We start from the raw sequence: 23623 nt of genomic DNA, 5'->3' as shown, positions 1-23623 counted from the left end.
CAAGGAGGGGTGCTGCTCAGGCAGGGCAGATATCGGTCGCCACCAATACGCTGCACGGCACTTTTTCGACCAGCATGGTGTCTACGGAACCGCGCCACCAGCGTGTCGCCAGCGGCTTCTTGCGCGAATGGCCGACGATCACCAGGTCGATGCCCAGCTTGTTGACCAGGTCGCTGATGACGTTGACAGGTTCGCCGCTTTCAAAGTGGTCGATCGGCTTGAGGCCGGCGTCGGTGAGGAGTTTATGGCCCTTGATCAGTTCTTGTTCCAGCAGGGTCTTTTCGGCCCTGATCGCGGATTCGGCGACGAATTCGCCCGCCATCAGATAGGTCGCGAGATTGATGACGCCCAGCAGGTGGACTTCAGCCCCGGGGCCGGGCGCCAGCTGGATGCAGGAATACAAAGCCGAACGGCTTTCGGGCGTGCCATTGTAGGCGACGAGAATTTTCCGGTACATATGCCCTCCTGAAAATTGTGTTTGCAATGGTCTCTGTCTTCATCATAGCGCAGACTGGTGCTGCGAACCAGCGGCCTTTGCGCTAATTCGGAAACCCTTCCTTCCAGTCGGTTTTGCATGCTGAGAGAGGATTCCGGCGTGCGGCCGGCTGCGCTGTTTTGGGTAGCCGGCGTTTTTTCTGAATACTGCAAATTGGCGTGGCGTGATCAATAAAAGGCAAAAATACGTCACTATTGCGCATTGCGCCATTATAAAAGTAGACTTACTGCGTGCTTCGCTGCCGCGCAGCGGATAGAAAGTCGAAGCGCTATTGATTAATGTATCGGTGAAGGAAAGATGGATGTCGGATCAAATCGTGATTGTAGGCGGTGGCGCAGGCGGGCTGGAATTGGCTTGCAAGCTCGGCCGCAAGCTGGGAAGCGGTCACGTGACCCTGGTTGACCGGGCCCTGTATCACATCTGGAAACCGTCCCTGCACGAAGTCGCCGCCGGCACCCGCGATATCCACCAGGAAGGCCTGTCTTACCAGATGTTGGCGCACGACAATAAGTTCCGCTTCGTGTACGGCAGCATGACCGCGCTCGACAACGCCGGCCACAGCATCACCGTCGATGCGGTCACCGACGAGTCCGCCACCGAGCTGCTGCCGCCGCGCCAGATCGCTTTCAGCAAGCTGGTGATCGCGGTCGGCAGCGTCTCCAATTATTTCGGCATTCCGGGGGCAGAGCAAAACACCATTTCGCTGAACTCGACCGAAGATGCGGAACATTTCCGCGTGCGCCTGCTGAAGATGCTGGCGCTGGCGGATCTGAAGAAAGAAAAGAATCCCGATGCCGGCGTCGATATCGTGATCGTCGGCGGCGGCGCCACCGGGGTCGAGCTGGCGGCGGAATTGCGCGACGCCAGCAGCGTCTACACCGACTACGATTTCCCGCACCTGAATCCGAACCGCGATGTCCGCATCACCATCCTGGAAGGCGCGCCGCGCTTGCTGGCGCCGCTCACCGAACGGGTATCCAAAGCAGCCAGCAAGCTGTTGCAGGAACGCGAAGTGCGGGTGGTGACCGATTGCCGCGTCGCCAGCATCGCCGAAAATTTCGTCACGGACGCTAACGGCAATGACTATGCTTCCGATCTGTGCGTCTGGTCGGCCGGCATCAAGGCGCCCGATTTCCTCAAAGGACTGGGCCTGCCGGTGATCAAGTCGGGCCAGCTGGAAGTGGATGGTTTTCTGAAGGTGGCCGGCGCGGAGCATATTTATGCGCTGGGCGACTGCGCGGCCTGCATCGGCACGGATGGCAAGATGGTGCCGCCGCGCGCGCAGGCGGCGCATCAGCAGGCCGACTACCTGGTCGAGATGTTCGTGCGCGCCAGCAAAGGCCAGCCAGCGTCAGACGCCCCTTATGTCTACAAGGACCACGGTTCGCTGGTGTCGTTCGGGCGGAATACCTCGGTCGGCACGCTGATGGGTTCGCTCACTAAACTAGGCTGGTTCGTCGACGGCTTTTTCGCCCGCATGATGTACGCCAGCCTGCACCTGATGCATCTGAACGCCTTGCTGGGTCCGGTGCGCACCGGTGTTACAGCGGCGGCCAGCGGCTTGATGAAACACGCCAAGCCGTCGGTCAAGCTGCACTGAAGATAGCAACGCCTTGTGGTGGTCTGAATGTTACCTCAGGTGTAAGCATGTTGTGCAAATGTAAAAGTATGTATCGTTTGCAGGCATTTGACGGCGGCTCGGCTATAGTCCAACTTAACAACCGTGGCCTCGCAGTGGGCGAGGCAGCGGTTTTTTGATGGTGTTAATAGGGCCGTATGTCCCTTGAAGGATGCAATCATGCTGTACAAAAAATGGATCTGTATCGCTCTGCTGGCCAGCTCGACTGCCGCAGTGTCCACTTCCGCATTGGCTTACGATGACGGCGCCAATACTGCGATCGGCGCGGTTGCCGGCGCGGTGATCGGCGGCGCGGTCGGCGGCCGTCACGGCGCGATTGTCGGCGGCGTGCTGGGTGCTGCGGTGGGCGCTACTTCCGGTTACCGCCAAGGCGGCTACTACGGCGGTGGCGGCTATTACGACCGTCCGGCAACTTACTATCAGCCTGCGCCGGTGTACTACCGTCCAGCCCCGGTCTACTATCGTCCTGCGCCAGTGTATTACCAGCCGGCCCCGGTCTACTACCGCCCGGCTCCGGTGTATGTCGAACAAAGCCGCGACGATTACTATCCGCAGCCGTATCAAGGCGGCTACTACGAGCGCTGATCGCTCACCAGACATAAATCGTTGAAGTTCCGCGACGCCGGTCCAGATGTGAATCTGGACCGGCGTTTTGCATGGCCGGCAGGATTTTTCGCTTTCGGCAGGGCGCGCCAGGCTCTATAGTGAAGGAAGACGACCAGCCCGTCGTCGCGCTATGAGGAGACACCATGTCCAAAACCAAATTGCCTGCCGCCCCCGTCAAGGAAAAGAAGACGCAGCCCGTCAATCCGGCCGATCGATGGACCGGCCACGCCCTGGACGGCAGTCAGCAGATGGATATCGTGGAAGAGCAGATGTATGCGAATGAACCGGGGTCGACCAGGGACCAGCCGCTGGTGCCGTCGAAGCCGCCGAAGTAGGGAGGCGACGACATGTTATTCAATGTTGTCATGTGTTAATAAACTTGCTAGTTTATAATCTGACCTGAATACGTTCCCAAAAAATGCCGCAGCATAAAAAACAGGAAAATCATGTCGATTCTTTTGCGGGGACCGGAGGCAAGACGTGCTGTGCGGCGCTGGCGATCCGGGTTTCTTGTAGCGCTTGCCTTGGCCGCCATTTCGCCGGCAGCACAGGCGGCTGAAGCCGATTCCGCCGCCGTTCCTGATACCATCAAACAGCGCCTCACCGCTTGTACCGCCTGCCACGGCGAACAGGGACGCGCTACCAACGACGGCTATTACCCGCGCATCGCCGGCAAGCCGGCCGGCTACCTTTACAACCAGCTGCACAATTTCCGCGAAGGGCGGCGCCAGTATCCGATGATGACCTACCTGGTCGATCATCTGTCGGATGCCTATCTGCAGGAAATCGCCGCTTATTTCGCCGACCAGCACCCGCCTTACCCGCCGCCGCAACCTCACGATCCATCCGAGGCCACCCGCGCCCGCGGCGACCTGCTGGTCAACAAGGGCGACGCCGGCAAGCAGATCCCTGCCTGCATCGCCTGCCACGGCAGCGCCATGACCGGCGTGCAGCCGGCCACGCCGGGTTTGCTCGGCTTGCCGCGCGATTATCTGGTGAGCCAGATCGGCGCCTGGAAGAACGGCGCGCGCCATGCGCTGGCGCCGGACTGCATGGCGCAGGTGGCGCAGCGCCTGAGCGCTGAAGATATCGGCGCGGTGGCATCCTGGCTGGCGGCGCAGCCGGTGCCGGCTGGCGCCACTGCGGTTGCTCCCGGCTCCGTCAAGCTGCCGCTGGCTTGCGGCAGTGTCCCTGCCCTGAATTAAGTGGAGCGCACATGAAACGAATACTGATGTGGCTGGCGGGCGCAGCGTTGTTGCTGATCGCCGCCGTAGTGGCTGTGCTGGCGCTGCTGAACGCCGATGACGACAGCGCCGCGGCAAGGCAGCCGGCGACGGCTGTGGCGGCGGTGGATGCTGCCGCGCAGATTGCCAAGGGCGCCTATCTGGTGCGCAGCGGCGACTGCATCGCTTGCCACACCGCGCGCGGCGGCAAGGAACTGGTAGGCGGGCGGGCGATACAGACGCCGTTCGGCGCCATCTATTCGCCCAACCTGACGCCGGACAAGGAAACAGGCATCGGCAACTGGACTGCCGACGATTTCTGGCGCGCCCTGCATAACGGCAAATCCAAGGATGGCAGCCTGCTGTATCCAGCCTTCCCCTACACCAATTACACCAAGGTCACGCGCGAAGACGCCGACGCCATGTTCGCCTATCTGCGCAGCGTGACGCCGGTGGCGCACAAGAACCTGGCGCCTGCTTTGCGTTTCCCTTATGACCAACGGATTCTGCTGTACGGCTGGCGTGCGCTGTATTTCCGACCCGGCGTTTATCAGGAAGAGAAAGGGCAGTCGGTGGAATGGAACCGCGGCGCCTATCTGGTGCAAGGCCTGGGCCACTGCAGCGCTTGCCACACTACACGCAACGCGCTCGGCGGCAGCGATCTCAAGGCAGAGCTGGGAGGCGGCTTCATCCCGGTAGTGAACTGGTATGCGCCGTCGCTGACCTCGGATGATGAAATCGGCCTGGGCGACTGGGATATCGAGCACATCACCGGCCTGCTGAAAAACGGCGTCTCGCCGCGCGGCACGGTGCTGGGGCCGATGGCGGAAGTGGTCGGCGCCAGCCTGCAGCACCTGAGCGACGCCGACGTCAAGGCCATGGCGGTCTACCTGAAATCCCTGCCGCGCCAGAAGGAAGCCGAGCCGGCCAAGGAACGCGCCAGTGCGGACGAGGTGGCGCGTGTGCTGGCACAGGGAGAAAAGATCTACAAGAACCACTGCGTCGATTGCCACCAGGCTTCCGGCAAGGGCACATGGCCGGCCTATCCGCCGCTGGCCGGCAATCACGCCATCACCATGGCCTCGCCGGTGAATGCAATCCGGGTGGTGCTCAACGGCGGCTTTTCGCCCAGCACGGCAGCCAATCCACGGCCCTATGGCATGCCGCCTTACGGTCCGGCCCTGAGCGATAGCGAAGTGGCGGCGGTGGTTTCGTATATCCGCAACAGCTGGGGCAACAAGGCGCCGATTGTCAATTCGGCCGAGGTCAACCGCTATCGCGCCATTCCGCTGGACTAATGCGGTTGCCGATTAAATAGACGTAGGGTGGGCACAGCGTGCCCACGCGTTACCGTGATGACCGGAGTGGGGGGCTGAGCGTCGCCGAAGCACGCGCGTAGATGGAGTGAATTTCGGCGTGGGCACGTTGTGCCCACCCTACATGCTCGGCGACATGGCGGCTCAGGTCGTCAGCATGATCTTGCCGATATGCGAGCTGCTTTCCATCAGCGCATGGGCTTGCGCTGCCTGTTCCAGCGGGAAGGTCTTGAAGATCACCGGCTTGATTTTCTTGGCTGCCAGCAGCGGCCAGACGCGCTCGCGCAGCTGCGCTGCGATGGCAGCCTTGAACGCGATCGGTCGCGGCCGCAGGGTAGAGCCGGTAATGGTCAGGCGCCGCATCAGCACTTGGCGGAAATCGATGCTGGCGCTGCTGCCGCCCAGGGTGGCGATGAACACCAGGCGGCCATCGTCGGCCAGGCAGCTGATTTCGCGCGGCACATAGTCGCCGGCTACCATGTCGAGGATCACGTTGACGCCTTTGCCGTCGGTAGCTGCCTTGATCACGGCAGCGAAATCTTCGCTGCGGTAATTGATCCCGCGCTCGGCGCCCAACGCTTCGCAGGCGCGGCATTTCTCATCCGAGCCGGCAGTTGCAAACACGCGGTGGCCGAGCGCGGTAGCGATCTGGATCGCCGCCGCGCCGATGCCGGAACTGCCGCCCTGCACCAGCAGGGTTTCTCCAGGGCTGAGACGGGCACGATCGAAGACATTGCTCCATACCGTGAAAAAGGTTTCCGGCAGCGAAGCGGCTTCCACCGCGCTCCAGCCATCCGGCAGCGGCAGGCACTGCGCCGCCGGCGCGCTGCAGTACTCGGCATAGCCGCCGCCCTGCACCAAGGCGCAGACCAGGTCGCCTTTCTTGAAAGGGCTGCCGCTGAAATCGCCGTCGACGATTTCGCCGGCGATTTCCAGTCCCGGCAAATTGGAGGCGCCCGGCGGCGGCGAATAATTGCCGGTGCGCTGGAATACATCCGGCCGGTTGATGCCGGCCGCCTGCACCTTGATCAGAACTTCACCGGCCTTGAACGACGGCACCGGGCGTTCGCAGATTTGCAAAACCTCGGGCCGCCGGGTTGGGTAATTTCGATAGCGCGCATGGCTGGGTCTCTTGGAGGGAAAACGGTCATTGTATGACAAACACGATTTTCTCTTTTGCACGGGCAAGTGATAGCTTTTCTGTATTAGCTTGCGATAGCCATTCAAGTTATTATTTTGATGCTTCTGGGCAAAATTTACCTTAAGGTAAGCCGTAGTTTTCCGGGCATGATTAAATCACTGATGATCGACCGCGCAACTATTGCACGCAACAAAGCTGCCGCCAAGCCGGCGTGGACCAGCAAAAGCGTGTCGCCAGCGACCCGCCAAGCCACGACGCGTCAGCGTCGGCGCGCGCTGTGGGTCTGTATCGGCATTGTTTTAATGACATTGATCCTGTTGCCGGTCGCCAGCGTGATGGGGCCGCTATTTCCGTTTTTCCTGCCTTCCTACCAGACCGCGACGGTAGTTGCCTACGTCATCATCACCTACCTGATTTTTGGCCATTACCGCGCCACCAAGGAAGTCGACCTGCTGTATATCGGCGCCGGCTGCTTCTATGCCGCGGCGATCCTGATCATGCAGTTCCTCGCCATGCCGGGTGCATTCTTTCCGCAACAGAGTTTGCTGGGCGGCGCCCAGACCACTATCTGGCTGTGGTTTTTGTGGCATGCCGGCCTGGCCCTCAGTATCCTGCTGTATGCGGTCAGCCGCTGGTGGAGCCCTTCCTGGCTGGCGAGCCACCCGGAGCGCATGCCGAACTGGCTGATCGCGGTGGTGCTGGCGGCGCTGGCTGCCAGCCTGCTGCCGGTGGTGGTGTTCCATGCCGACCTGCCGACGCTGATCGAGCACGGCAATTTCCACCGCGTCACCACCAGCGGCCTTGGTTTCCTGCTGCAGTCGCTGACCGCCCTGGCGATGCTGGTCCTGTGGCGTGCCACCGGCTTTCGCGCTGTGCTGCATGTATGGCTGGGCGTGGCCCTGGTCGCCCTGCAATGCGACAACGTGATCACCATGGCCGGCGGCAGCCAATTCTCGATCGGCTGGTATGTCGGCCGCTGCAACGCCCTGATCTCGGCTACGGTGCTGCTGATGATCTATTTGCGGGAAATGAATCAGGTCTACCTCAAGACGGTGCAGGATGCGCGCCTGCTGGCGCTCAACAACGCCATGCTGGAAGTGCAGATGGACCAGGTGCGGCTGGATGACCTGACCGGCCTGCCCAGCCGCTCGCTGTTCCTGGAGCTGGCGGAAACCTTGCGCGGCCGCGGCAGCATCAGCCGCCAGGCGGTGGCGCTGTTGTTCATCGACCTGGATGGCTTCAAGTGGATCAACGACAACCTCGGCCATGACCGCGGTGATGCTGTGCTGGTCGAGGTTGCGGCGGCGCTGCGTTCGGCGCTGCGCGACAGCGATATCGCCGGTCGCGTCGGCGGCGACGAATTCGTGGTTTGCCTGATTGCGCCGGCGCTTTCTATCAAAGCCACCGCAACTGCTGTCGCCGGCCGTATCGTCAGCCGCGTCGCCGAGATTGGCGACGGCATCGGCTGCAGCATCGGCATTGCCCTCTGCCAGGCCGAGAGCCTGGAGTGGGATTCGGCCTTGCGCCAAGCCGACGAAGCCATGTACCAGGCCAAGCGGCAGGGCAAGAGCCGCTTTACCGTGTACGGCCATTCCTTGATCGACGAAGTGGCTTGAGGCCAACGCCCGTGGCCCGGATGGCCAGCGATTGGCACTGTGTTCAGCATCGCTATCTCGGTAATCGATAAATTCGATCATTGGCCCATAAATTTTCCGTTTTTCATTTGATTTTCTGTCCGCCATACTGCTTTTCATCGACGCAAAACGTCGTCGTGGTCCAGTATTTGCGGGTTTTTGGCTGTGCTGGATTGTGTTCGATATTTTGAATAATTTACTCTTAGCCAATGCAGGAGAACAGCGTGCACGCAGACATGATTTTGTTGAACGGCCGTTTCCATACGGTCGACCAGGCCCAGCCGCTGGCGACGGCGGTGGCCATCCAGGATGGCAAGTTCCTCGCCGTCGGCGACGCCGAAGAAGCCATGCGACATCGCGGGCAGGACACGCAAGTAATCGATCTGCAAGGACGCACGGTGATTCCCGGCCTGAACGACTCCCACCTGCACCTGATCCGCGGCGGCCTCAACTACAACCTGGAATTGCGCTGGGAAGGCGTGCCGTCGCTGGCCGATGCCTTGCGCATGCTGAAAGAACAGGCGCTGCGCACGCCGCATCCGCAATGGGTGCGCGTGGTCGGCGGCTGGAGCGAATTCCAGTTTGCCGAAAAGCGCATGCCGACCCTGGACGACATCAACGCCGCCGCGCCCGATACGCCGGTATTCATCCTGCATTTGTACGACCGCGCCTTGCTCAACCGCGCGGCTTTGCGCGCGGTGGGCTATACCAGGGACACGCCGAATCCGCCCGGCGGCGAAATCCAGCGCGATGCCGCCGGCAACCCGACCGGCATGCTGATCGCCAGGCCGAACGCCATGATCCTCTACGCCACGCTGGCGAAAGGGCCGGCGCTGCCACGCGAACAGCAAGTCAATTCGACGCGCCAGTTCATGCGCGAACTGAATCGCCTGGGCGTCACCAGCGTCATCGACGCCGGCGGCGGCTTCCAGAATTACCCGGAAGACTATGCCATCGTCGAGCAGCTGGCGCGCGACCAGCAACTGACGATACGCATCGCCTACAACCTGTTCACCCAGCGCAAAGGCCAGGAGCTGGAGGACTTCCAGAAATGGAGCGAGATGGTCAAGCCGGGCGACGGCAACGATTTCTACCGTCATAACGGCGCCGGTGAGATGCTGGTGTTTTCCGCCGCCGACTTCGAGGATTTCCTGGAGCCGCGGCCGGAGCTGGCCGCCGGCATGGAAGGCGAGCTAGAAAAAGTGGTGCGCCATCTGGTCGCGCAGCGCTGGCCGTTCCGCCTGCACGCGACCTACGACGAATCGATCAGCCGCATGCTGGATGTGTTTGAGAAAGTTAACCGTGAAATTCCTTTCGACGGCTTGCACTGGATCTTCGACCATGCCGAAACCATCACGCCGCGCAATATCGAAAGAGTGCGCGCGCTGGGCGGCGGCATCGCGATCCAGCACCGCATGGCTTTCCAGGGCGAATATTTCGTCGACCGCTATGGCGCCGCTGCCGCCAAACATACGCCGCCGGTAGCGCGCATGCTGGAGATGGGCGTGCCGGTCGGCGCCGGTACCGATGCCACCCGTGTGGCCAGCTACAACCCCTGGACCGCGCTGTACTGGCTGGTGTCGGGGCGCACCGTCGGCGGCATGCGCCTGTACGACACGGCCGGCCAGTTGTCGCGCCAAACCGCGCTGGAATTATGGACCGCCGGCAGCGCCTGGTTTTCCAGCGAGCAGGGCAAGAAGGGCCGTATAAAACAAGAGCAGCTGGCCGACCTGGCGGTGCTGTCGGCCGATTTCTTTGCGGTCGATGAAGACAGCATCAAGGCGCTGGAATCGGTGCTGACGGTGGTCGGCGGGAAAATTGTTTATGGCGCGGCGGAATTCAGCGCGCTGGCGCCACCGCCTATCCCGGTGCTGCCGGACTGGTCACCGGTGAACACCGTGCCGGGCCATTATCGCCAATTGCCGCAACAACGCCAGGCCCTGCCACATCAATGCGCCGGCGCTTGCGGCGTGCACGCGCATGCCCACGATGTGGCGCGCAAGTCGGCCGTACCGGTCTCTGACTATTCCGGTTTCTGGGGCAGCCTGGGTTGCAGCTGTTTTGCCTTTTGATTTTGCACAGCGAAGGAAGATCATGCCCGATATCAAAAGCCGCCGGACCTTGCAAAGCATCGCCCTGAGTTTTCTGGCCGGCTATGTCGATACGGTGGGCTTCATTGCGCTGTTCGGCTTGTTCACCGCGCACGTCACCGGCAACTTCGTGCTGATCGGCAGCGAACTGGCCAATCCCTCGCACGGCGTGCTGATCAAGCTGCTGGCCTTTCCTGCATTTATCTTTGCGGTGGCGCTGACGCGCATGGCGGTGATCTGGCTGGAGCGCGGCGGCAAGGCGCCGATGTTCTTCCTGCTGTTGCTGCAACTGGTTTTCCTGCTGGGCTTCATGCTGGCCGGCCATCTGGCGGGGCCGGTCATCGATTCGCGCGCGCCGCTGGCGCTGCTGGCCGGCATGCTGGGCGCTGCCGGCATGGGCGTGCAGAATGCCAGCAGCCGCCTGGTGCTGCAGCATCTGACGCCGACCACGGTCATGACCGGCAATGTCACGCAGGTGATCATCGATCTGGTCGACATCGTGCGCGGCGACGCCAGCGAGGAGATACGGCAGCGCTGCGTCAAGTTCTTCTGGCCTATTGTGGCGTTCGGCGCCGGCGCTATCGGCGGTGCCTTCGCCTACAAGCAAGTGTTGTTTCTAGCGCTGCTGTTGCCGCTGGCGATACTGCTCTGGCTGAGCGTCAATGAATATCTTTCTGAAAAGACCGGAGCCGCGACGCCATCAACTTTATAATATCCATAGATGTTTATTGCATTATTGTGAAATTGCCAATCTGGCGATCACGGCTATGGATACGAGGCGACGACAGCGATGACCTATTTGTTTCATTTGATCGAGCAATACGGGCTGATCCTCGTCTTTTTCAACGTGCTGGCCGAGCAACTGGGCGCCCCGGTGCCGGCGTATCCGACGCTGGTGATCACCGGCGCGCTGATGCATCGCGGCGAGTACTCGGCGCCAGTGCTGTTGCTGACGGCGGTGGTGGCGGCCCTGATCGCCGATTTCTTCTGGTACATGGCGGGCCGCCGTTACGGCCGCAAAGTGCTGTCGACGCTGTGCCGCATTTCCTTGTCGCCGGATTCCTGCGTGCGCCAGACGGAATCGATCTACTCGCGCTGGGGCGCGCGCTCGCTGCTGGTCGCCAAGTTCATTCCCGGTTTCGCTTCCATCGCCAGCGCCCTGGCTGGCACGGTCGGCACCAAGCGCGCTACTTTCATTCTCTATGATGGCCTGGGCGCGGCCTTGTGGGCCGGCCTGGCGATCTACCTTGGTTCGCTGTTCAGCACCACCGTCGACGATCTGCTCGGCGTACTGACCGAACTCGGTCAGTACGGCATGATGCTGGTGGCGGCCGCCTTCGCCGTTTTTGTCGCCAGTAAATGGTGGCAGCGCTGGCGCTTCCGCCGCTCGCTGCGCATGGCGCGCATTTCAGTGGCGGAACTGGACCAGCTGTTCAAACAAGGGGTGACGCCGGCCATTGTCGACATTCGCTCGCCGGCATCGCAGCAGGCCGGGCGCATTCCCGGCGCGCTTACCATCTCGCACAAGGAAATCAGTACCTTTGTCTTCGATGCGCCGATAGACCAGGAAGTGATTGTCTATTGCGCCTGTCCCAATGAAGCTTCGGCGGCGCTGGTCGCCAAGCAGCTGATGCAGCGCGGCTACAAGAAAGTGCGGCCGCTGTCGGGCGGTATCGATGCCTGGATCGCCGCCGGCTATGCGATCGATTCCTGATACATCGCCTGTGCTTGCAGCCATCTCTTTAACGGGAATTCCATGTTCAGAATCAGTCTCGATGCGCTGTTAATTCTCGATGCCATCGACCGCCGCGGATCGTTTTCCGCCGCCGGCAGCGAACTGCACCGCGTGCCTTCGACGATTTCTTATACGGTCTCCAAGCTGGAGCAGGATCTTGGCGTACAAGTGTTCGAACGGCAGGGGCCGAAGGTGGCGCTGACGCGCGCCGGCGCGGAATTGCTGAAGGAAGGACGCTATCTGTTGAAAGCGGCGGAAGACCTGGAGCAGCGCGTGCGCCGGGTCGCGTCCGGCTGGGAAACCGAATTCACCATCTGCATCGATTCCCTGTTTTCGGTCAGCGCGCTGGAGTCCGATATCCACGCCTTCTGCGGTGTCGCCGACAAGACCCGTTTGCGCATCGCCCGCGAGTCGCTGGCCGGTACTTGGGAGGCCTTGCTGGAGCGTCGTGTCGATTTGCTGATCGGCGCGCCAGGACAGGGGCCTGCGGGCGGCGGCTACGTCGCCGAGCAGATGGGCACGATATCATTCGTGTTCGTGGTGGCGCCCAATCATCCGTTGGCCAAGGTGAAGAAGGTGCTGGGCAAGGCAGAGCTGCATCCCTACCGCGCCATCAGCGTCGCCGATTCGGCGCGCAAGATGCCGTCGCGCACGGTGGGTTTGCTGTTCGGCCAGGATACCTTGACGGTGCCGGACATGCGCAGCAAATATGACCTGCAGCTGGCCGGCATCGGTTTCGGTTTCCTGCCCGAGCCGTGCGCGCGCGCGGCAATTGCGTCGGGCGCCCTGATCGTCAAGAAGGTCGAGGAACCCAAGCCCGATGAAACATTTTCGATGGCATGGCGCAGCGGTGAAGAAGGCGCAGCGCTGGCCTGGTGGATGGACCGGGTGCGCTATACCGACGCCATGGCACGTCTGATCGAGCATGTGCCTGGCGCGCCGGGACAGCCGTAAAAAACTTCTTCACCGATTGGCGGTATAGCCGGCTTTCATCCGTAGGGTGGGCAGGTTTTTTTGCCCACGCGGGAAGGTTGATCCGCATGGGGCCATCGATGCGCATAGGTCATGCGTGGGCACGATGTGCCCACGCTACTAGTCTGGACTCAGCCTGCGGAATCAGTAGGGCAGGTCGAACAGCAATATTTCCGCGGCTTCGGCGTTGGCCAGCGTGACCACAGTCTCGGCAGTCACCTTCACCGCATCGCCGCCATTCAGTTCGAGGCCGTTGACGCTGAGGCGACCGCGTATCACATGCACATAAGCGCTGCGCCCTGCATCCAGCGTGTGCTGCAGAGCCTGGTCGCCATTCAGAATCGCTGCGTAGATGGCGGCATCCTGATGTATCAGCACCGAATCTTCACGGCCATCGGATGAAGCGATCAGGCGCAGCTGTCCTTGTTTTTGCGCAGCGGTGAAATGCTTTTCTTCGTAGCTGGGCGGAATCCCTTTGACGTTCGGCTGGATCCAGATCTGCAAGAAATGCACGGGCGCGGTCTGCGAATGATTGAACTCGCTATGGCGCACGCCGCTGCCCGCGCTCATCCTTTGCACGTCGCCGTAATGCAGCACCGAACCGGTGCCCATGCTGTCCTTGTGTTCCAGCGCACCGTCCAGCACATAGGAAATGATTTCCATGTCGCTGTGGCCGTGCGTGCCGAAACCCTGGCCCGCTGTTACCCGGTCTTCGTTGATCACCAGCAGCGGCCCGAAGCCGGTGTGCAGCGGATCGTGATAATGGCCGAACGAAAATGTGTGATGCGAATTCAGCCAGCCGTGATCGGCGACGCCGCGTTCTGTGCCTTTGCGAATTTCAAGCATGGTTTTTTCTCCGTCTGTTGCCGCATTTGCCGCCGTGGCTGGGGATCAGCGAAGCAGGGTAGCTGCGGTATTGAATGAACTGATATGAAGTATGCGCGCTGCCAAATCAAAAGAAAAACGGAAAAAATGCCGGTCTATATTCGAAATTATCGATGATAGGCATAAAGCCTTTATTCAAGGGGTTTCAGGCAGATAATGCGATTTTCCTAGGCTTTTCGCGGGACCGTGGCGGAGGTGAGTAACGTAAAATTCGAAAGTAACCGGATGCCGGAAAAATCAGACTGTATTGATGCTGGATCCAGTGTTCGCAAGATGATGCCTACATCCACTGCCTGCGAAAATTGACAGCTATTTATTTCGCCAGTCGCTTACTACCATGAACGAGCACCATCACAGTGACGCGCATGCCGTGATCACTGAAGTGTTTTAGTTCGTCACTTGTTTGTCACTTTACTCAACCCAATCTAGGAGCTTAAAAATGTCAACTCAAACTGCCGCCGTGTCGTGGGGAACCAGCTCGCCGTCGATCCGTGTTTATACTTCCAATGGCTCTACCATCACGGAGCGTTGCTACGACGGATCGAAGGGTTGGTACACGGGGGCCTTTAAGCAGCCAGGTGAAAATGCCTCTGCAACCTGCTGGCTGAACGGAAGCACTATCCATATCCGCGTCTATGCAACCACTGGTAGCCAAACGACCGAATGGTGCTGGGATGGTGAAGGTTGGAGCAAGGGTGCTTACACCGGCTAGTCTTGTGCGAATCGGATAGCGCAGAACCGATCTTGCCTATGCAAGTTTTGCGGAAGCGGTGAAGCATCGCGGAGCTATGCAGGGGACAAAGAAAAAGGCCCCCATTGCTGGGGCCTTATCTGTACAACTTATTCGTGGTAGGCCGTGCGGGATTCGAACCTGCGACCAACGGATTAAAAGTCCGCTGCTCTACCAGCTGAGCTAACGACCCGAAAGACCGCTATTATAGACAAAGTGCATATCAGGTGTCAAACCTATATGCACTTTTATTTGCGAAATGTGCCAAATAATATTTGGCGCTTACTTCAGTGTGTCTATGCGCTCTTTGGCCGTCTGTGCTGCCGGCGTGTTGGGATACTGCGACAGCAGTTGTTCCAATGCGCGTTTCGCCTGCGGCTTGTTCTTCAGCTCAGTGTAGCTGCTGGAGATATTCAGCAATGCATCCGCGGCCTTGGGGTTGTCGGCATATTTGGTGACGACGACCTGTTGGGCTGCAATCGCATTCTTGTAGTCGCGCAGAGCATAGTAGGCATTGCCCAGCCAGTATTGGGCCGATGGCGCCAATCCTGAATCGGGGCTGCTGCGTACAAAGTTCGAGAATGCCGTAGCCGCAGTCTTGTAGTCGCCAGACTTGAAGGTTGCCAGCGCTGCGTCATAGGTTTTTTGATCGTTGGCGCCGATGCTGACTTCCTGGCCGTCGACACTGACCTTTTGCGGTTCCAGCTTGCGCAGGCGTGTATCGAGGTCGACGTAGAAATCTTTCTGGCGCTGTTGCGTGTTGGCCAGTTCATTGGTCAGCACTTCGATCTGTCCGCGCAGTTTGGCCAGTTCCTGATTCAGGCGGTCATTCTGGTCCGACAGGCTGAGCGAACTGGTTTTGTCCGCCTTGGTGTCGACCCGTGCATTGACCGCATCGATCTTGGCGCGTATATCTAAAATCGCCCGACGTGCTTCATCGTCGTCAAACAGCCCGGCGTGGGCGGTCGGAGCGGAAAAAACTGCGGCCAGCATGGCCGCAGTCATCGTGGCTTTGAAGAACGTCCGCATCATTATTGATAAACGATGTCTGAGCGGCGGTTTTCAGCGTAGGAAGCTTCGTCGCTACCGGTTGCCTTAGGCTTTTCCTTGCCCAGCGAAACTGCTTCGACCTGAGTGTCCGACACGCCTAACAGCACCAGCGCTTTGCGCACGGCTTCAGCACGTTTTTGTCCCAGCGCCAGGTTGTATTCACGGCCGCCGCGGTCATCGGTATTGCCTTGGATGATGATCTTGCGGTTCTTGTGGCTGTTCAGGTATTGGGCATGCGCTTCAACCACAGACTTGAACTCGTCCTTGACGATGTAGCTGTCGAAGTCAAAGTAGATGCTGCGCTTGGAGAGGATGCCGCCTGGCTGGTTCAACGGATCGGCGGAGCCGGCGTCGACCGTATTGACGGAACGGGTATCGGCACCGTTGTTGGCGCCGCTATCGACGACAGGGACTGCCTTGTCATCCAGCTTGACTGGGGATGAGCAAGCGGCCAGCAAAATGGCGCTGGCAACGACGAGGGCAAAGTTTCTGATATTTAGCATTTTTAATTCTCCAGAGTGGGAAACGAACGTCGATTCAAAGTAAACATTGTAAAACATGATTATTTCATGAAAGGACCCCAAGTAGGCTCCCGTATATCGCCTGCCTGCATAGTTAAACGCTGTTTTACGCGGCCGTCAACTGAGACCACTGCCAGCGAGCCGCGGCGTCCTGATTCTGTGGCGTACATGATGTATTTGCCATTGGGGGAAAAACTTGGGGATTCATCCTTGACGGTATCCGACAATCGCTGCTCCTGATTGTTGGTCAGGTCCAGCGCATACAGCTGGAAGCGGCCGCCGCGCTGCGAAATATACGCTAATGTCTTGCCGTCCGGTGAAATCCGCGGGCTGATGTTGTAGCTGCCGCCGAAGGTCACGCGCTGGGCGTCGCCGCCGCCGGCGCTCATCTTGTAGATCTGCGGGCCGCCGCTGCGGTCGCTGGTGAAGTAGATGCTCTGGCCGTCGGCCGAGAATTGCGGTTCGGTGTCGATGCCGTTGGTCTGGGTCAGGCGGCGCAGGTTGCCGCCGTCGCTGTTGACCACGTAGACCTGGGTCAGGCCGTCGCGCGCCAGCGCAATCGCCAGCTTGCTGCCGTCCGGCGACCAGGATGGCGCCGAGTTGCTGCCCTTGTAGTTGGCCACCACGATGCGCTGCTTGGTGATCAGGTTCTGCACATACACCACCGGCTTCTTCGCTTCAAACGAAACGTAGGCGACCTTGGTGCCGTCCGGCGACCAGGCCGGCGAGATGATCGGTTCATTCGAGCGCAAGGCTACTTGCGTACCTTCGCCGTCGGAGTCGGCTACTTCCAGCCGGTATTCCTTGCCGGCCTTGATGATGTAGGCAATCCGGGTGGCGAACGTGCCGCGCGCGCCGATCAGTTTTTCATAGATGTCGTCGGCGATCTTGTGCGCGGTGACGCGCGTGTACTGTGGCGCGGCAGCCATCGCCAGGGCCGACAGCTGGGCCGACTTGACGGTGTCCAGCAAGCGGTAGCGCACGTCGAAACGGCCGTCCGCCAGGCGCTGCACGCTGCCGATCACCAGGGCGTCGGCGCCGCGGGCTTTCCAGTCGGGCAGGTTGACCTGGCTGGCTTCGGAGATGACGTCGCCGGTGTCGATGATCTTGAACATGCCGCTGCGCGCCAGGTCGGCCTTGATGATGGCGGTGACCTGTTGCGGCGCCAGGTTTTCATCGCTGAAGCCGGCGATCGCGATCGGGATCTGGCTGGCGCCGACGCCGGAGGTTTCGATGCGCAGTTGGGCCTGGGCCGGGACGCTGGCAACCAGCGCGCTCACCGCAAGTCCGAGGACTGCGAATAATTGATGCAATTTGTTTTTCATGGCTTACTGATCTTTCGGTCTATGAATTCCGGTAAAGCCGGATGGCACGGCGCCGGTCTTGTTGTCTTTCGGATAAGGCGCGGATTTCTCAATCGCACGTTTCACCGCTTCGTCAAAACCGGACACTCCGGAGGATTTCTTCAGTCGAACGCTTGCTACCGACCCATCGGGCAGCAATTGGACATCGAATTGCACGTCAGGGTTTCCTGCCAAGCCTTCAGGGACATTAAAGATAATGTTCGACTTGATCTTGGCGCCCACCTTCTGTCCGTAGCCAGGATCGCCGCGCGGTCCTTGCGACTGGGCAGCGGTGCCAGTGCTGTTGGCCGCGCCGTTGCCGACGGCTTGGCCCATCATGCGCTTCAATTCATCGCTGCGGCGCTTGGTTTCAGCGGCAGAATCGGCCGCCTGTTTCTTCTTGGCGGCTTCGGCTTCCAATTTCTTGGCAGCGTCCTGCTTCAGCTTTTCCTGGGCTGCTGCCTTGTCCTTGGCGGCTTTTTGCTCGGCTTCAGCTTTCAGCTTGTCCTTGCGCTCTTCCTCTGCTTGTTCTTTTTGCAATTTCTGCTGTTTTTCCAGTTCTTCCTGGCGTGCCTGGTCCTTGCGTTCCTGTTCTTTACGCTTCTTTTCCTTTTCCAGCGCGATCTCAGGATCGGGCAGCGGCGGCGTCACGACCTTCGGCGGCGCGGTTTCCTGCACTACCGGCTCCGGCTTCGGCTCGGGCGTAGGCTGCGGCACCGGGGTCGGTTCCGGCGCCGGCGGCGCGGCTTCCTTGATGTCCGGGCTCCAGACTTCGGCTTCGACAGCGATCGGCTGCTGGCTCTGCCAGTGAATGCCGAACCACAGGAAAGCGAACAGGGCGGCATGCACTGCCGCTGCTAGGAGGATGGCGCGGATGCTGCCGGGTTCTTTTGGTACGGAATACGGGGAGTTGCCTGTCATAACCAGATCGTCACTTTGTCGCCAGTCCGACGCGGTTAATGCCAAGCATCTTGGCCTCGGAAATGACCTGGATCACTTCATCGTACTTGATATCCTTGTCGGCCGAAATCATCACCGGCATCTCAGGCTTGTCAGCGTGCAGGGCTTGCAGCTTGCGCTTGAGGCCGTTGCGCGGCACCGTTTCAGCGACGCTGGTGCCGCTCTTCTGGCCATTGATGCGGACGCTGGTCTGTTGATCAGGCTTGAGGGTGATCTCGATATATTCGGTCGGCGGCGTCGCCGATTTCGCCGCATTCGGCAAATTGATCACGCTCGGGTTGGTGAGCGGCGCCGAAACCATGAAAATCACCAGCAGCACCATCATCACGTCGATATACGGCACGACGTTGATTTCCGCCTTGAACTTGCGGGGACGACCCCCGCGCATAGAGGATCCGGACATTAGCGGGCCTGACGTTGCAAGATGTTGGAGAATTCTTCGATGAAGCTTTCAAAGCGGATCGCCAGGCGGTCGACGTCATGCGAGAAACGGTTGTAGGCGACCACTGCAGGAATCGCCGCAAACAGGCCGATGGCAGTGGCGATCAAGGCTTCTGCAATACCCGGCGCGACGGCGGCCAGGGTAGCTTGCTGCACATTGGCCAGGCCGCGGAACGCATTCATGATGCCCCACACGGTGCCGAACAGGCCGACGTAAGGCGACACCGAACCGACCGAAGCCAGGAACGCCAGGTGCGATTCCAGCGCATCCATTTCACGCTGGTAAGCCGCACGCATGGCGCGCCGGGCGCCGTCCAGCAGGGCGGCCGAATCGTTGCCGCCTTTGTGGCCGAGTGAAGCCTTGACCTTGTTGAACTCATCCATGCCGGCTTCGAAGATGCGTTCCAGGGCGCCGGTCTGGCTGGCGCCTTTACGGCGGTTCGAAGTGGCATCCTGGTACAGGGTGGCCAGGTTGCCGCCGGACCAGAAGGCGCGTTCGAATTCTTCGGTTTGCCGGCGCGCACTGCGGATCGCAAACATCTTGCGGAAAATGTAGGTCCAGCTCATCACGGAGACTGCCAGCAGCAGCGCCATGACCAGCTGTACTAATACAGAGGCGTTGGTAATCAGGGTGATAAACGAAAGATCTTGGGTGACAGTCATGGATAGCGGTCTTGAGGAATGGTCTTAGGTTTAAGTAAAAGACTTAAACAGTGAATTGTAAACGTAAAGTGCTTACCGCCAAATTAGCAATTGATGAAGGAATTGTTACCGGACGTTATCGCTTGCCCCGGGTTTATTGCAATGTTGCTCAGACCATACATAGAGCAGGAAGGTTCAAGGGTTGCCTCTGAGAACTGTTTTGTCGCGTAGATTGAAGCAAGCTTTATGCCGCTGCCGGTACGGTATGGCCGGCGCCGGGCTTGATCTTGTGCAGCACCTGCTTCGGAATGCCTTGCGGCCGGAACGTGGCGGCATTGACACAGGCCACGCTGATGCGGCCGGTCGCCAGCAGGGTCGGCTTGTCCTCACCCAGGCGCCAGGCTTGCTGGATGAAGTCGACGCTGGCGCGGCCAAGGCGCTCGACTACCACCGTCAATTCCAGCTCGTCATCCAGTTTGGCCGGGGCGTGATAGTCAACGCTGGTGCTTTTGACGATAAACATGACGCCGTCAGTCTGTTCCAGCGTGCGCTGGCCGACGCCGGCCGCGCGCAGCCATTCGGTGCGTGCGCGCTCGAAAAACTTCAAGTAGTTGGCGTAAAACACCACGCCGCCGGTATCGGTGTCTTCGTAATAGACACGGATGCGCCAGCGAAAGTCCGACTGAGAGGTGGTCTGGCTCATTGTCTGTTGCGCTTCTATCGTAGGGAGGAATCAGGGCGGGCGGCTGCGGCCAGATGTTGCGCCGCAGCCGCGTTGCTGTGGTTTTGCTTAATTGCGTTTGATGCTCATGCCGGCAAAACCCTGGCAGGTCGGCATCATCTCGATGCGATTGATGTTGATGTGCGGCGGCAGGGTGGCGACCCAGAACGCGGTGTCGGCGATATCGCCCGGCGTCAGCGGCTGTGTGCCTTCATAGACCTTGGCGGCCGCTTCATCGTTGCCGCGGTAACGCACGTTCGAGAATTCGGTGCCGCCGCACAAGCCGGGGGCGATATCGGTGGCGCGCACGCCGGTGCCGACCAGGTCGGCGCGCAGGTTCAGCGTGAACTGCTTGACGAAAGCCTTGGTGGCGCCGTACACATTGCCGCCCGGATAAGGATAGGCGCCAGCGATCGAGCCGAGGTTGATCACCGTGCCGCGGCCGCGCGCCACCATGCCCGGCAACACCAGGCGCGTCATGGTCACCAATCCTTTGCAGTTGGTCTCGATCATGGTTTCCCATTCTTCCAGCGAAGCCTGCTGTGCCGATTCCACGCCCAGCGCCAGGCCGGCGTTGTTGACCAGGACGTCGATGTCCTGCCATGCCGCCGGCAGTGCTGCCAGCGCGCTGCTGATCGAAGCTTTGTCGGTGACATCCATGACGATAGGCAAGACTGCCGCGCCCAGTTCGGCGGCCAGCTGCTCCAGGCGGTCCTTGCGGCGGCCGGTGGCAATCACCTGATGGCCATTTTTAGTGAATTTACGTGCCATTTCGGCGCCAAAGCCAGATGTTGCGCCAGTAATCAAGACAATCATGGTCGATGCTCCTATCGTTGCAATATGCTGAGCGGGAAATTGTAGCCCAATTCGGCTGGGGCGCCGTCGACAAACTCGGCAAGGGAAGGGCGGCAGTGCCGGAGATTGTCACTTCGTGAGCGCGTCTGCCATACTTGCTTTGGTGCAAGTTGCACCAGAACATGGCAGCAGTCCACGCATTTACCGTGTTTGCGGGCCGGACCGATGAAATATTGCGTGGCATAAATATTGCTGAAATGTGATTTCCAGCGCAGGGCATTGCTGAAAGTTATAGGAGACCACAACGATGACAAAGAAACGCTATTCCGGGAATTTGACTTGCGCACTGACCATGGCCGCCGCCTCTTCCGCCTTCTGGGTGGCTGGCGCCGCGGCCCAGCAGCTTACAGACGGCAGTGCAGATATGGCTGACGCCGCCGCTGCAAAAAAATCTGCCCGTTCCAGCGAACAGATCGCATCGGTGCTGGTCACCGCCCAAAAGCGCAAGGAAGATGCGAGCAAGGTGCCGTTGAGTATCTCGGTGATCAGCGGCGAAGACCTGCAGGCTTCGCACATCAACGATTTTTCCGATTTGACGCGCGCCGTGCCGAATGTCTCGTTTTCCGGCGCCAGCGGTTCCGGCGCCGGCCTCAGCAATATCGAAATCCGTGGCATCAGTTCGGCGGCCGGTTCGGCCACGGTCGGCGTCTACCTGGACGACGTCTCGATGACGACGCGCAACCTGTACAGCCTCGGCAGTTCCGAACCGAAGTTTTTCGACATCGACCGCATCGAAGTGCTGCGCGGTCCGCAAGGCACGCTGTACGGCGCCAGCTCGATGGGCGGCACCATCAAGTTCATCAGCAACCAGCCCAACCTGAAAGAACGCGAAGCCAGTGTCTATTCGGAAGTCTCGGGGACTGCCGGCGGCGGCACCAACTATACCGTCAACGGCGTCGTCAACCAGCCGCTGATCCCGGGCGAACTGGCGCTGCGCATCGGCGTGCAGACGGGTCATCAGAGCGGCTATATCGACCAGGTATCGCCGACCACCGGCAGCGTGATTGCCAGCGGCATCAACGCGCAGGACTCGAGCGTGGTCAAGCTGGCCATGAAATGGGCGCCGACGCCGCAGCTCAGCATCACGCCCTCGGTGTTCTACCAGGAAGTCAATTCCAAGGATATCGACGCTTCCTACCTGGATCTGCCGAAGAACCAGACCGGCAAGCTGGTGCGCGAGCCGGGCAACGATCGCCTGCTGGTGCCTAGCCTGACCATCAACTACGATTTGGGCAAGGCCGACCTGGTGTCGGTTTCCAGCTTTTACCAGCGCACCTTCAACCGTACCCAAGACGGCACAACCGTCAATAACCTGGGATCGGCAGTGCCGGACACGCCGCCCGGCCTGGCTGCCGCGATCGGCGCCTTGCCGTCGGCGGTCTACCTGCAAAACCAGGTGCGCCAGTTCTCGCAAGAGTTGCGCGTCGCCTCCAAACCGTATGACCAGAAGGTCTCGCCCTTCACCTGGCTGGGCGGGGTTTATTACGCCAACCTGCATACCAACGTCACCGACAACGAGCCGATTTTCGGCCTGAATGCAACCTATGCGGCGTTCGGCGCCAATCCGGCCGATCCGGGCCAGCTCGGGATCGCTTTCCCCAACGATAATTCGTATTTCAGCGAGCGCCACTACCATACCGAACAAGAGGCGCTATTCGGTGAGCTGAGCTACTACTTCGCGCCTAGCCTGCACGCCACGGTCGGCATGCGCTACCTGAAAGCCACCGACAGCCTGAGCCGCAACGGCGACGATTACTGGAACGGCGGCCCGACCAGTTCTTCGGTCAGCACCAAGTCCTCGGCGTTCACGCCGAAATTCTCGCTGAGCTGGGAAATCGATCCCAACAATACGGTGTACACCTCGGCCACCGAAGGTTTCCGCCTGGGCGGCAACGATCGCCCGATCCCGGCTTCGCTGTGCGCGGCGGATTTCGCTAACCTCGGCATCACCGAAGCGCCGACTTCGTTCAAGTCGGACAAGCTGTGGAGCTACGAGCTGGGCAACAAGTCGCGTCTGCTGGGCAACCGCCTGCAGGTGAATGCCGCCTTGTTCTACATCAAATGGAACGGCTTACAGCAGGATGTCACGCTGCCGGGCTGCGGCTTCGATTATGAAACCAATGTCGGCAACGCCAGCAGCTATGGCGCCGAGTTCGAGATCAAGGCCAAGCCGACTTCCAACATCGTGCTCGGCCTGTCCGGCGGCTACACCAATGCCACTTTGTCATCCGATGTGCCGTCCTTGCATGCGCATGCCGGCGACCCGATTCAGGGCGTGCCGAAATACAACGCCACCCTGACCGGCCAATACAATTTCAACCTGCCTGGCGATTATTACGGTTTCGCCCGCGCCGCCGCGCACTGGACCGGCAGCAGCCACGGCACGCTGGTGGCGACCGACCCGGATTACCAGCGGCCGGCCTACAGCACCTTCGACGCCAGCATCGGCGCCACTTTCGACCGCTGGGAGCTGACCTTGTTCGTCAAGAATGCCTTCAATAACGACAAAGTGATCCAGCGTCCGAACGTGCAGTCGGTGTCGGAAGGTTACCGGCTCGATCCGCGCACCATAGGCATCAGCCTGGCGGGCAAGATATAAGGATCCTTCATCGTTGTCTTTTTA

General features: G+C 60.2%; 22 protein-coding genes, 1 tRNA gene and 1 pseudogene. 12 read left to right on the top strand and 12 right to left on the bottom strand.

Annotation, left to right across the window (positions count from 1 at the left end; genetic code table 11):
• Positions 1-16 precede the first annotated feature (16 nt).
• A complete protein-coding gene (locus CPter91_RS19265; RefSeq protein ID WP_061942982.1) occupies positions 17-457 on the bottom strand; it encodes a universal stress protein in 441 nt (146 codons plus the stop codon).
• 340 nt (positions 458-797) lie between these two features.
• Between CPter91_RS19265 and CPter91_RS19260 the strand changes: the two genes are divergently transcribed.
• The 5 genes from CPter91_RS19260 to CPter91_RS19240 all read left to right on the top strand — a co-directional run bounded on the left by CPter91_RS19260 (position 798) and on the right by CPter91_RS19240 (position 5262).
• Positions 798-2096, top strand: coding sequence for an NAD(P)/FAD-dependent oxidoreductase (locus CPter91_RS19260; protein WP_061942980.1), 1299 nt, complete (start codon positions 798-800; stop codon positions 2094-2096).
• A 198-nt stretch (positions 2097-2294) separates the two neighbouring features.
• On the top strand, positions 2295-2720 hold the full coding sequence (locus CPter91_RS19255; protein ID WP_061942978.1) for a YMGG-like glycine zipper-containing protein: 426 nt from the start codon (positions 2295-2297) through the stop codon (positions 2718-2720).
• A 164-nt stretch (positions 2721-2884) separates the two neighbouring features.
• Positions 2885-3076: a hypothetical protein gene (locus CPter91_RS19250; protein WP_061942976.1), complete on the top strand. Its 192-nt coding sequence runs from the start codon at positions 2885-2887 to the stop codon at positions 3074-3076.
• A gap of 111 nt (positions 3077-3187) precedes the next feature.
• Complete coding sequence (locus CPter91_RS19245; RefSeq protein WP_082793023.1) at positions 3188-3946, top strand: c-type cytochrome; 759 nt, start codon at positions 3188-3190, stop codon at positions 3944-3946.
• A gap of 11 nt (positions 3947-3957) precedes the next feature.
• Positions 3958-5262 carry a c-type cytochrome gene (locus tag CPter91_RS19240; protein WP_061942973.1) on the top strand — a complete coding sequence of 435 codons (1305 nt, stop codon included), beginning with the start codon at positions 3958-3960 and terminating at the stop codon, positions 5260-5262.
• Between the two features lie 162 nt (positions 5263-5424).
• On the opposite strand, the pseudogene CPter91_RS19235 reads toward CPter91_RS19240, so the two are convergent.
• Positions 5425-6401 (bottom strand): annotated as a pseudogene (locus tag CPter91_RS19235) (NAD(P)H-quinone oxidoreductase).
• A gap of 166 nt (positions 6402-6567) precedes the next feature.
• On the opposite strand from CPter91_RS19235, the gene CPter91_RS19230 reads away from it, so the two are divergent.
• The 5 genes from CPter91_RS19230 to CPter91_RS19210 all read left to right on the top strand — a co-directional run bounded on the left by CPter91_RS19230 (position 6568) and on the right by CPter91_RS19210 (position 12834).
• A complete protein-coding gene (locus tag CPter91_RS19230; protein ID WP_061942971.1) occupies positions 6568-8037 on the top strand; it encodes a GGDEF domain-containing protein in 1470 nt (489 codons plus the stop codon).
• Positions 8038-8279: 242 nt separating this feature from the next.
• A complete protein-coding gene (locus tag CPter91_RS19225) occupies positions 8280-10127 on the top strand; it encodes an amidohydrolase (RefSeq protein ID WP_061946429.1) in 1848 nt (615 codons plus the stop codon).
• A 22-nt stretch (positions 10128-10149) separates the two neighbouring features.
• Positions 10150-10857, top strand: coding sequence for a YoaK family protein (locus CPter91_RS19220; RefSeq protein WP_061942969.1), 708 nt, complete (start codon positions 10150-10152; stop codon positions 10855-10857).
• A gap of 78 nt (positions 10858-10935) precedes the next feature.
• Complete coding sequence (locus CPter91_RS19215) at positions 10936-11859, top strand: DedA family protein/thiosulfate sulfurtransferase GlpE (RefSeq protein WP_061942967.1); 924 nt, start codon at positions 10936-10938, stop codon at positions 11857-11859.
• Between the two features lie 42 nt (positions 11860-11901).
• On the top strand, positions 11902-12834 hold the full coding sequence (locus CPter91_RS19210) for a LysR substrate-binding domain-containing protein (RefSeq protein WP_061942965.1): 933 nt from the start codon (positions 11902-11904) through the stop codon (positions 12832-12834).
• Between the two features lie 162 nt (positions 12835-12996).
• On the opposite strand, the gene CPter91_RS19205 is transcribed toward CPter91_RS19210, so the two are convergent.
• Positions 12997-13698: a pirin family protein gene (locus tag CPter91_RS19205; protein ID WP_061942963.1), complete on the bottom strand. Its 702-nt coding sequence runs from the start codon at positions 13696-13698 to the stop codon at positions 12997-12999.
• Between the two features lie 478 nt (positions 13699-14176).
• Here CPter91_RS19205 and CPter91_RS25925 point away from each other — a divergent pair, with 478 nt between their 5' ends.
• Positions 14177-14449, top strand: a complete 273-nt coding sequence (locus CPter91_RS25925) for a fucose-binding lectin (protein WP_082793020.1) — start codon at positions 14177-14179, stop codon at positions 14447-14449.
• Between the two features lie 135 nt (positions 14450-14584).
• On the opposite strand, the gene CPter91_RS19200 is transcribed toward CPter91_RS25925, so the two are convergent.
• From CPter91_RS19200 to CPter91_RS19160, 9 genes are all read right to left on the bottom strand, one after another.
• A tRNA-Lys gene (locus tag CPter91_RS19200) sits at positions 14585-14660 on the bottom strand.
• Positions 14661-14749: 89 nt separating this feature from the next.
• Positions 14750-15496 (bottom strand): tol-pal system protein YbgF, encoded by a 747-nt coding sequence (ybgF, locus tag CPter91_RS19195; protein WP_061942961.1) that lies wholly within the window; start codon positions 15494-15496, stop codon positions 14750-14752.
• A 2-nt stretch (positions 15497-15498) separates the two neighbouring features.
• On the bottom strand, positions 15499-16020 hold the full coding sequence (pal, locus tag CPter91_RS19190) for a peptidoglycan-associated lipoprotein Pal (protein WP_061942959.1): 522 nt from the start codon (positions 16018-16020) through the stop codon (positions 15499-15501).
• 59 nt (positions 16021-16079) lie between these two features.
• The gene (gene tolB, locus CPter91_RS19185) at positions 16080-17363 is read right to left on the bottom strand and encodes a Tol-Pal system beta propeller repeat protein TolB (RefSeq protein ID WP_061942958.1); all 1284 of its coding nucleotides are present in this window, start codon (positions 17361-17363) and stop codon (positions 16080-16082) included.
• A 3-nt stretch (positions 17364-17366) separates the two neighbouring features.
• A complete protein-coding gene (tolA, locus tag CPter91_RS19180) occupies positions 17367-18302 on the bottom strand; it encodes a cell envelope integrity protein TolA (protein ID WP_061942956.1) in 936 nt (311 codons plus the stop codon).
• Between the two features lie 10 nt (positions 18303-18312).
• A complete protein-coding gene (locus CPter91_RS19175) occupies positions 18313-18744 on the bottom strand; it encodes an ExbD/TolR family protein (protein ID WP_061942954.1) in 432 nt (143 codons plus the stop codon).
• Entirely contained in the window at positions 18744-19445 is a 702-nt protein-coding gene (gene tolQ / locus CPter91_RS19170) for a protein TolQ (RefSeq protein WP_061942953.1), read from the bottom strand. Before tolQ ends, CPter91_RS19175 begins: the two co-directional genes overlap by 1 nt.
• Before the next feature lie 223 nt (positions 19446-19668).
• Complete coding sequence (gene ybgC / locus CPter91_RS19165; protein ID WP_061942951.1) at positions 19669-20127, bottom strand: tol-pal system-associated acyl-CoA thioesterase; 459 nt, start codon at positions 20125-20127, stop codon at positions 19669-19671.
• Positions 20128-20214: 87 nt separating this feature from the next.
• A complete protein-coding gene (locus CPter91_RS19160) occupies positions 20215-20961 on the bottom strand; it encodes an SDR family oxidoreductase (protein ID WP_061942949.1) in 747 nt (248 codons plus the stop codon).
• A 286-nt stretch (positions 20962-21247) separates the two neighbouring features.
• Between CPter91_RS19160 and CPter91_RS19155 the strand changes: the two genes are divergently transcribed.
• On the top strand, positions 21248-23599 hold the full coding sequence (locus CPter91_RS19155) for a TonB-dependent receptor (RefSeq protein ID WP_082793018.1): 2352 nt from the start codon (positions 21248-21250) through the stop codon (positions 23597-23599).
• Positions 23600-23623: the final 24 nt, after the last annotated feature.

The sequence above is a fragment of the Collimonas pratensis genome (assembly GCF_001584185.1).
Classification (GTDB): domain Bacteria; phylum Pseudomonadota; class Gammaproteobacteria; order Burkholderiales; family Burkholderiaceae_D; genus Collimonas; species Collimonas pratensis.
Note: the sequence above shows the minus strand (reverse complement) of the source record. Positions and strands in the feature narration are given on the sequence as shown.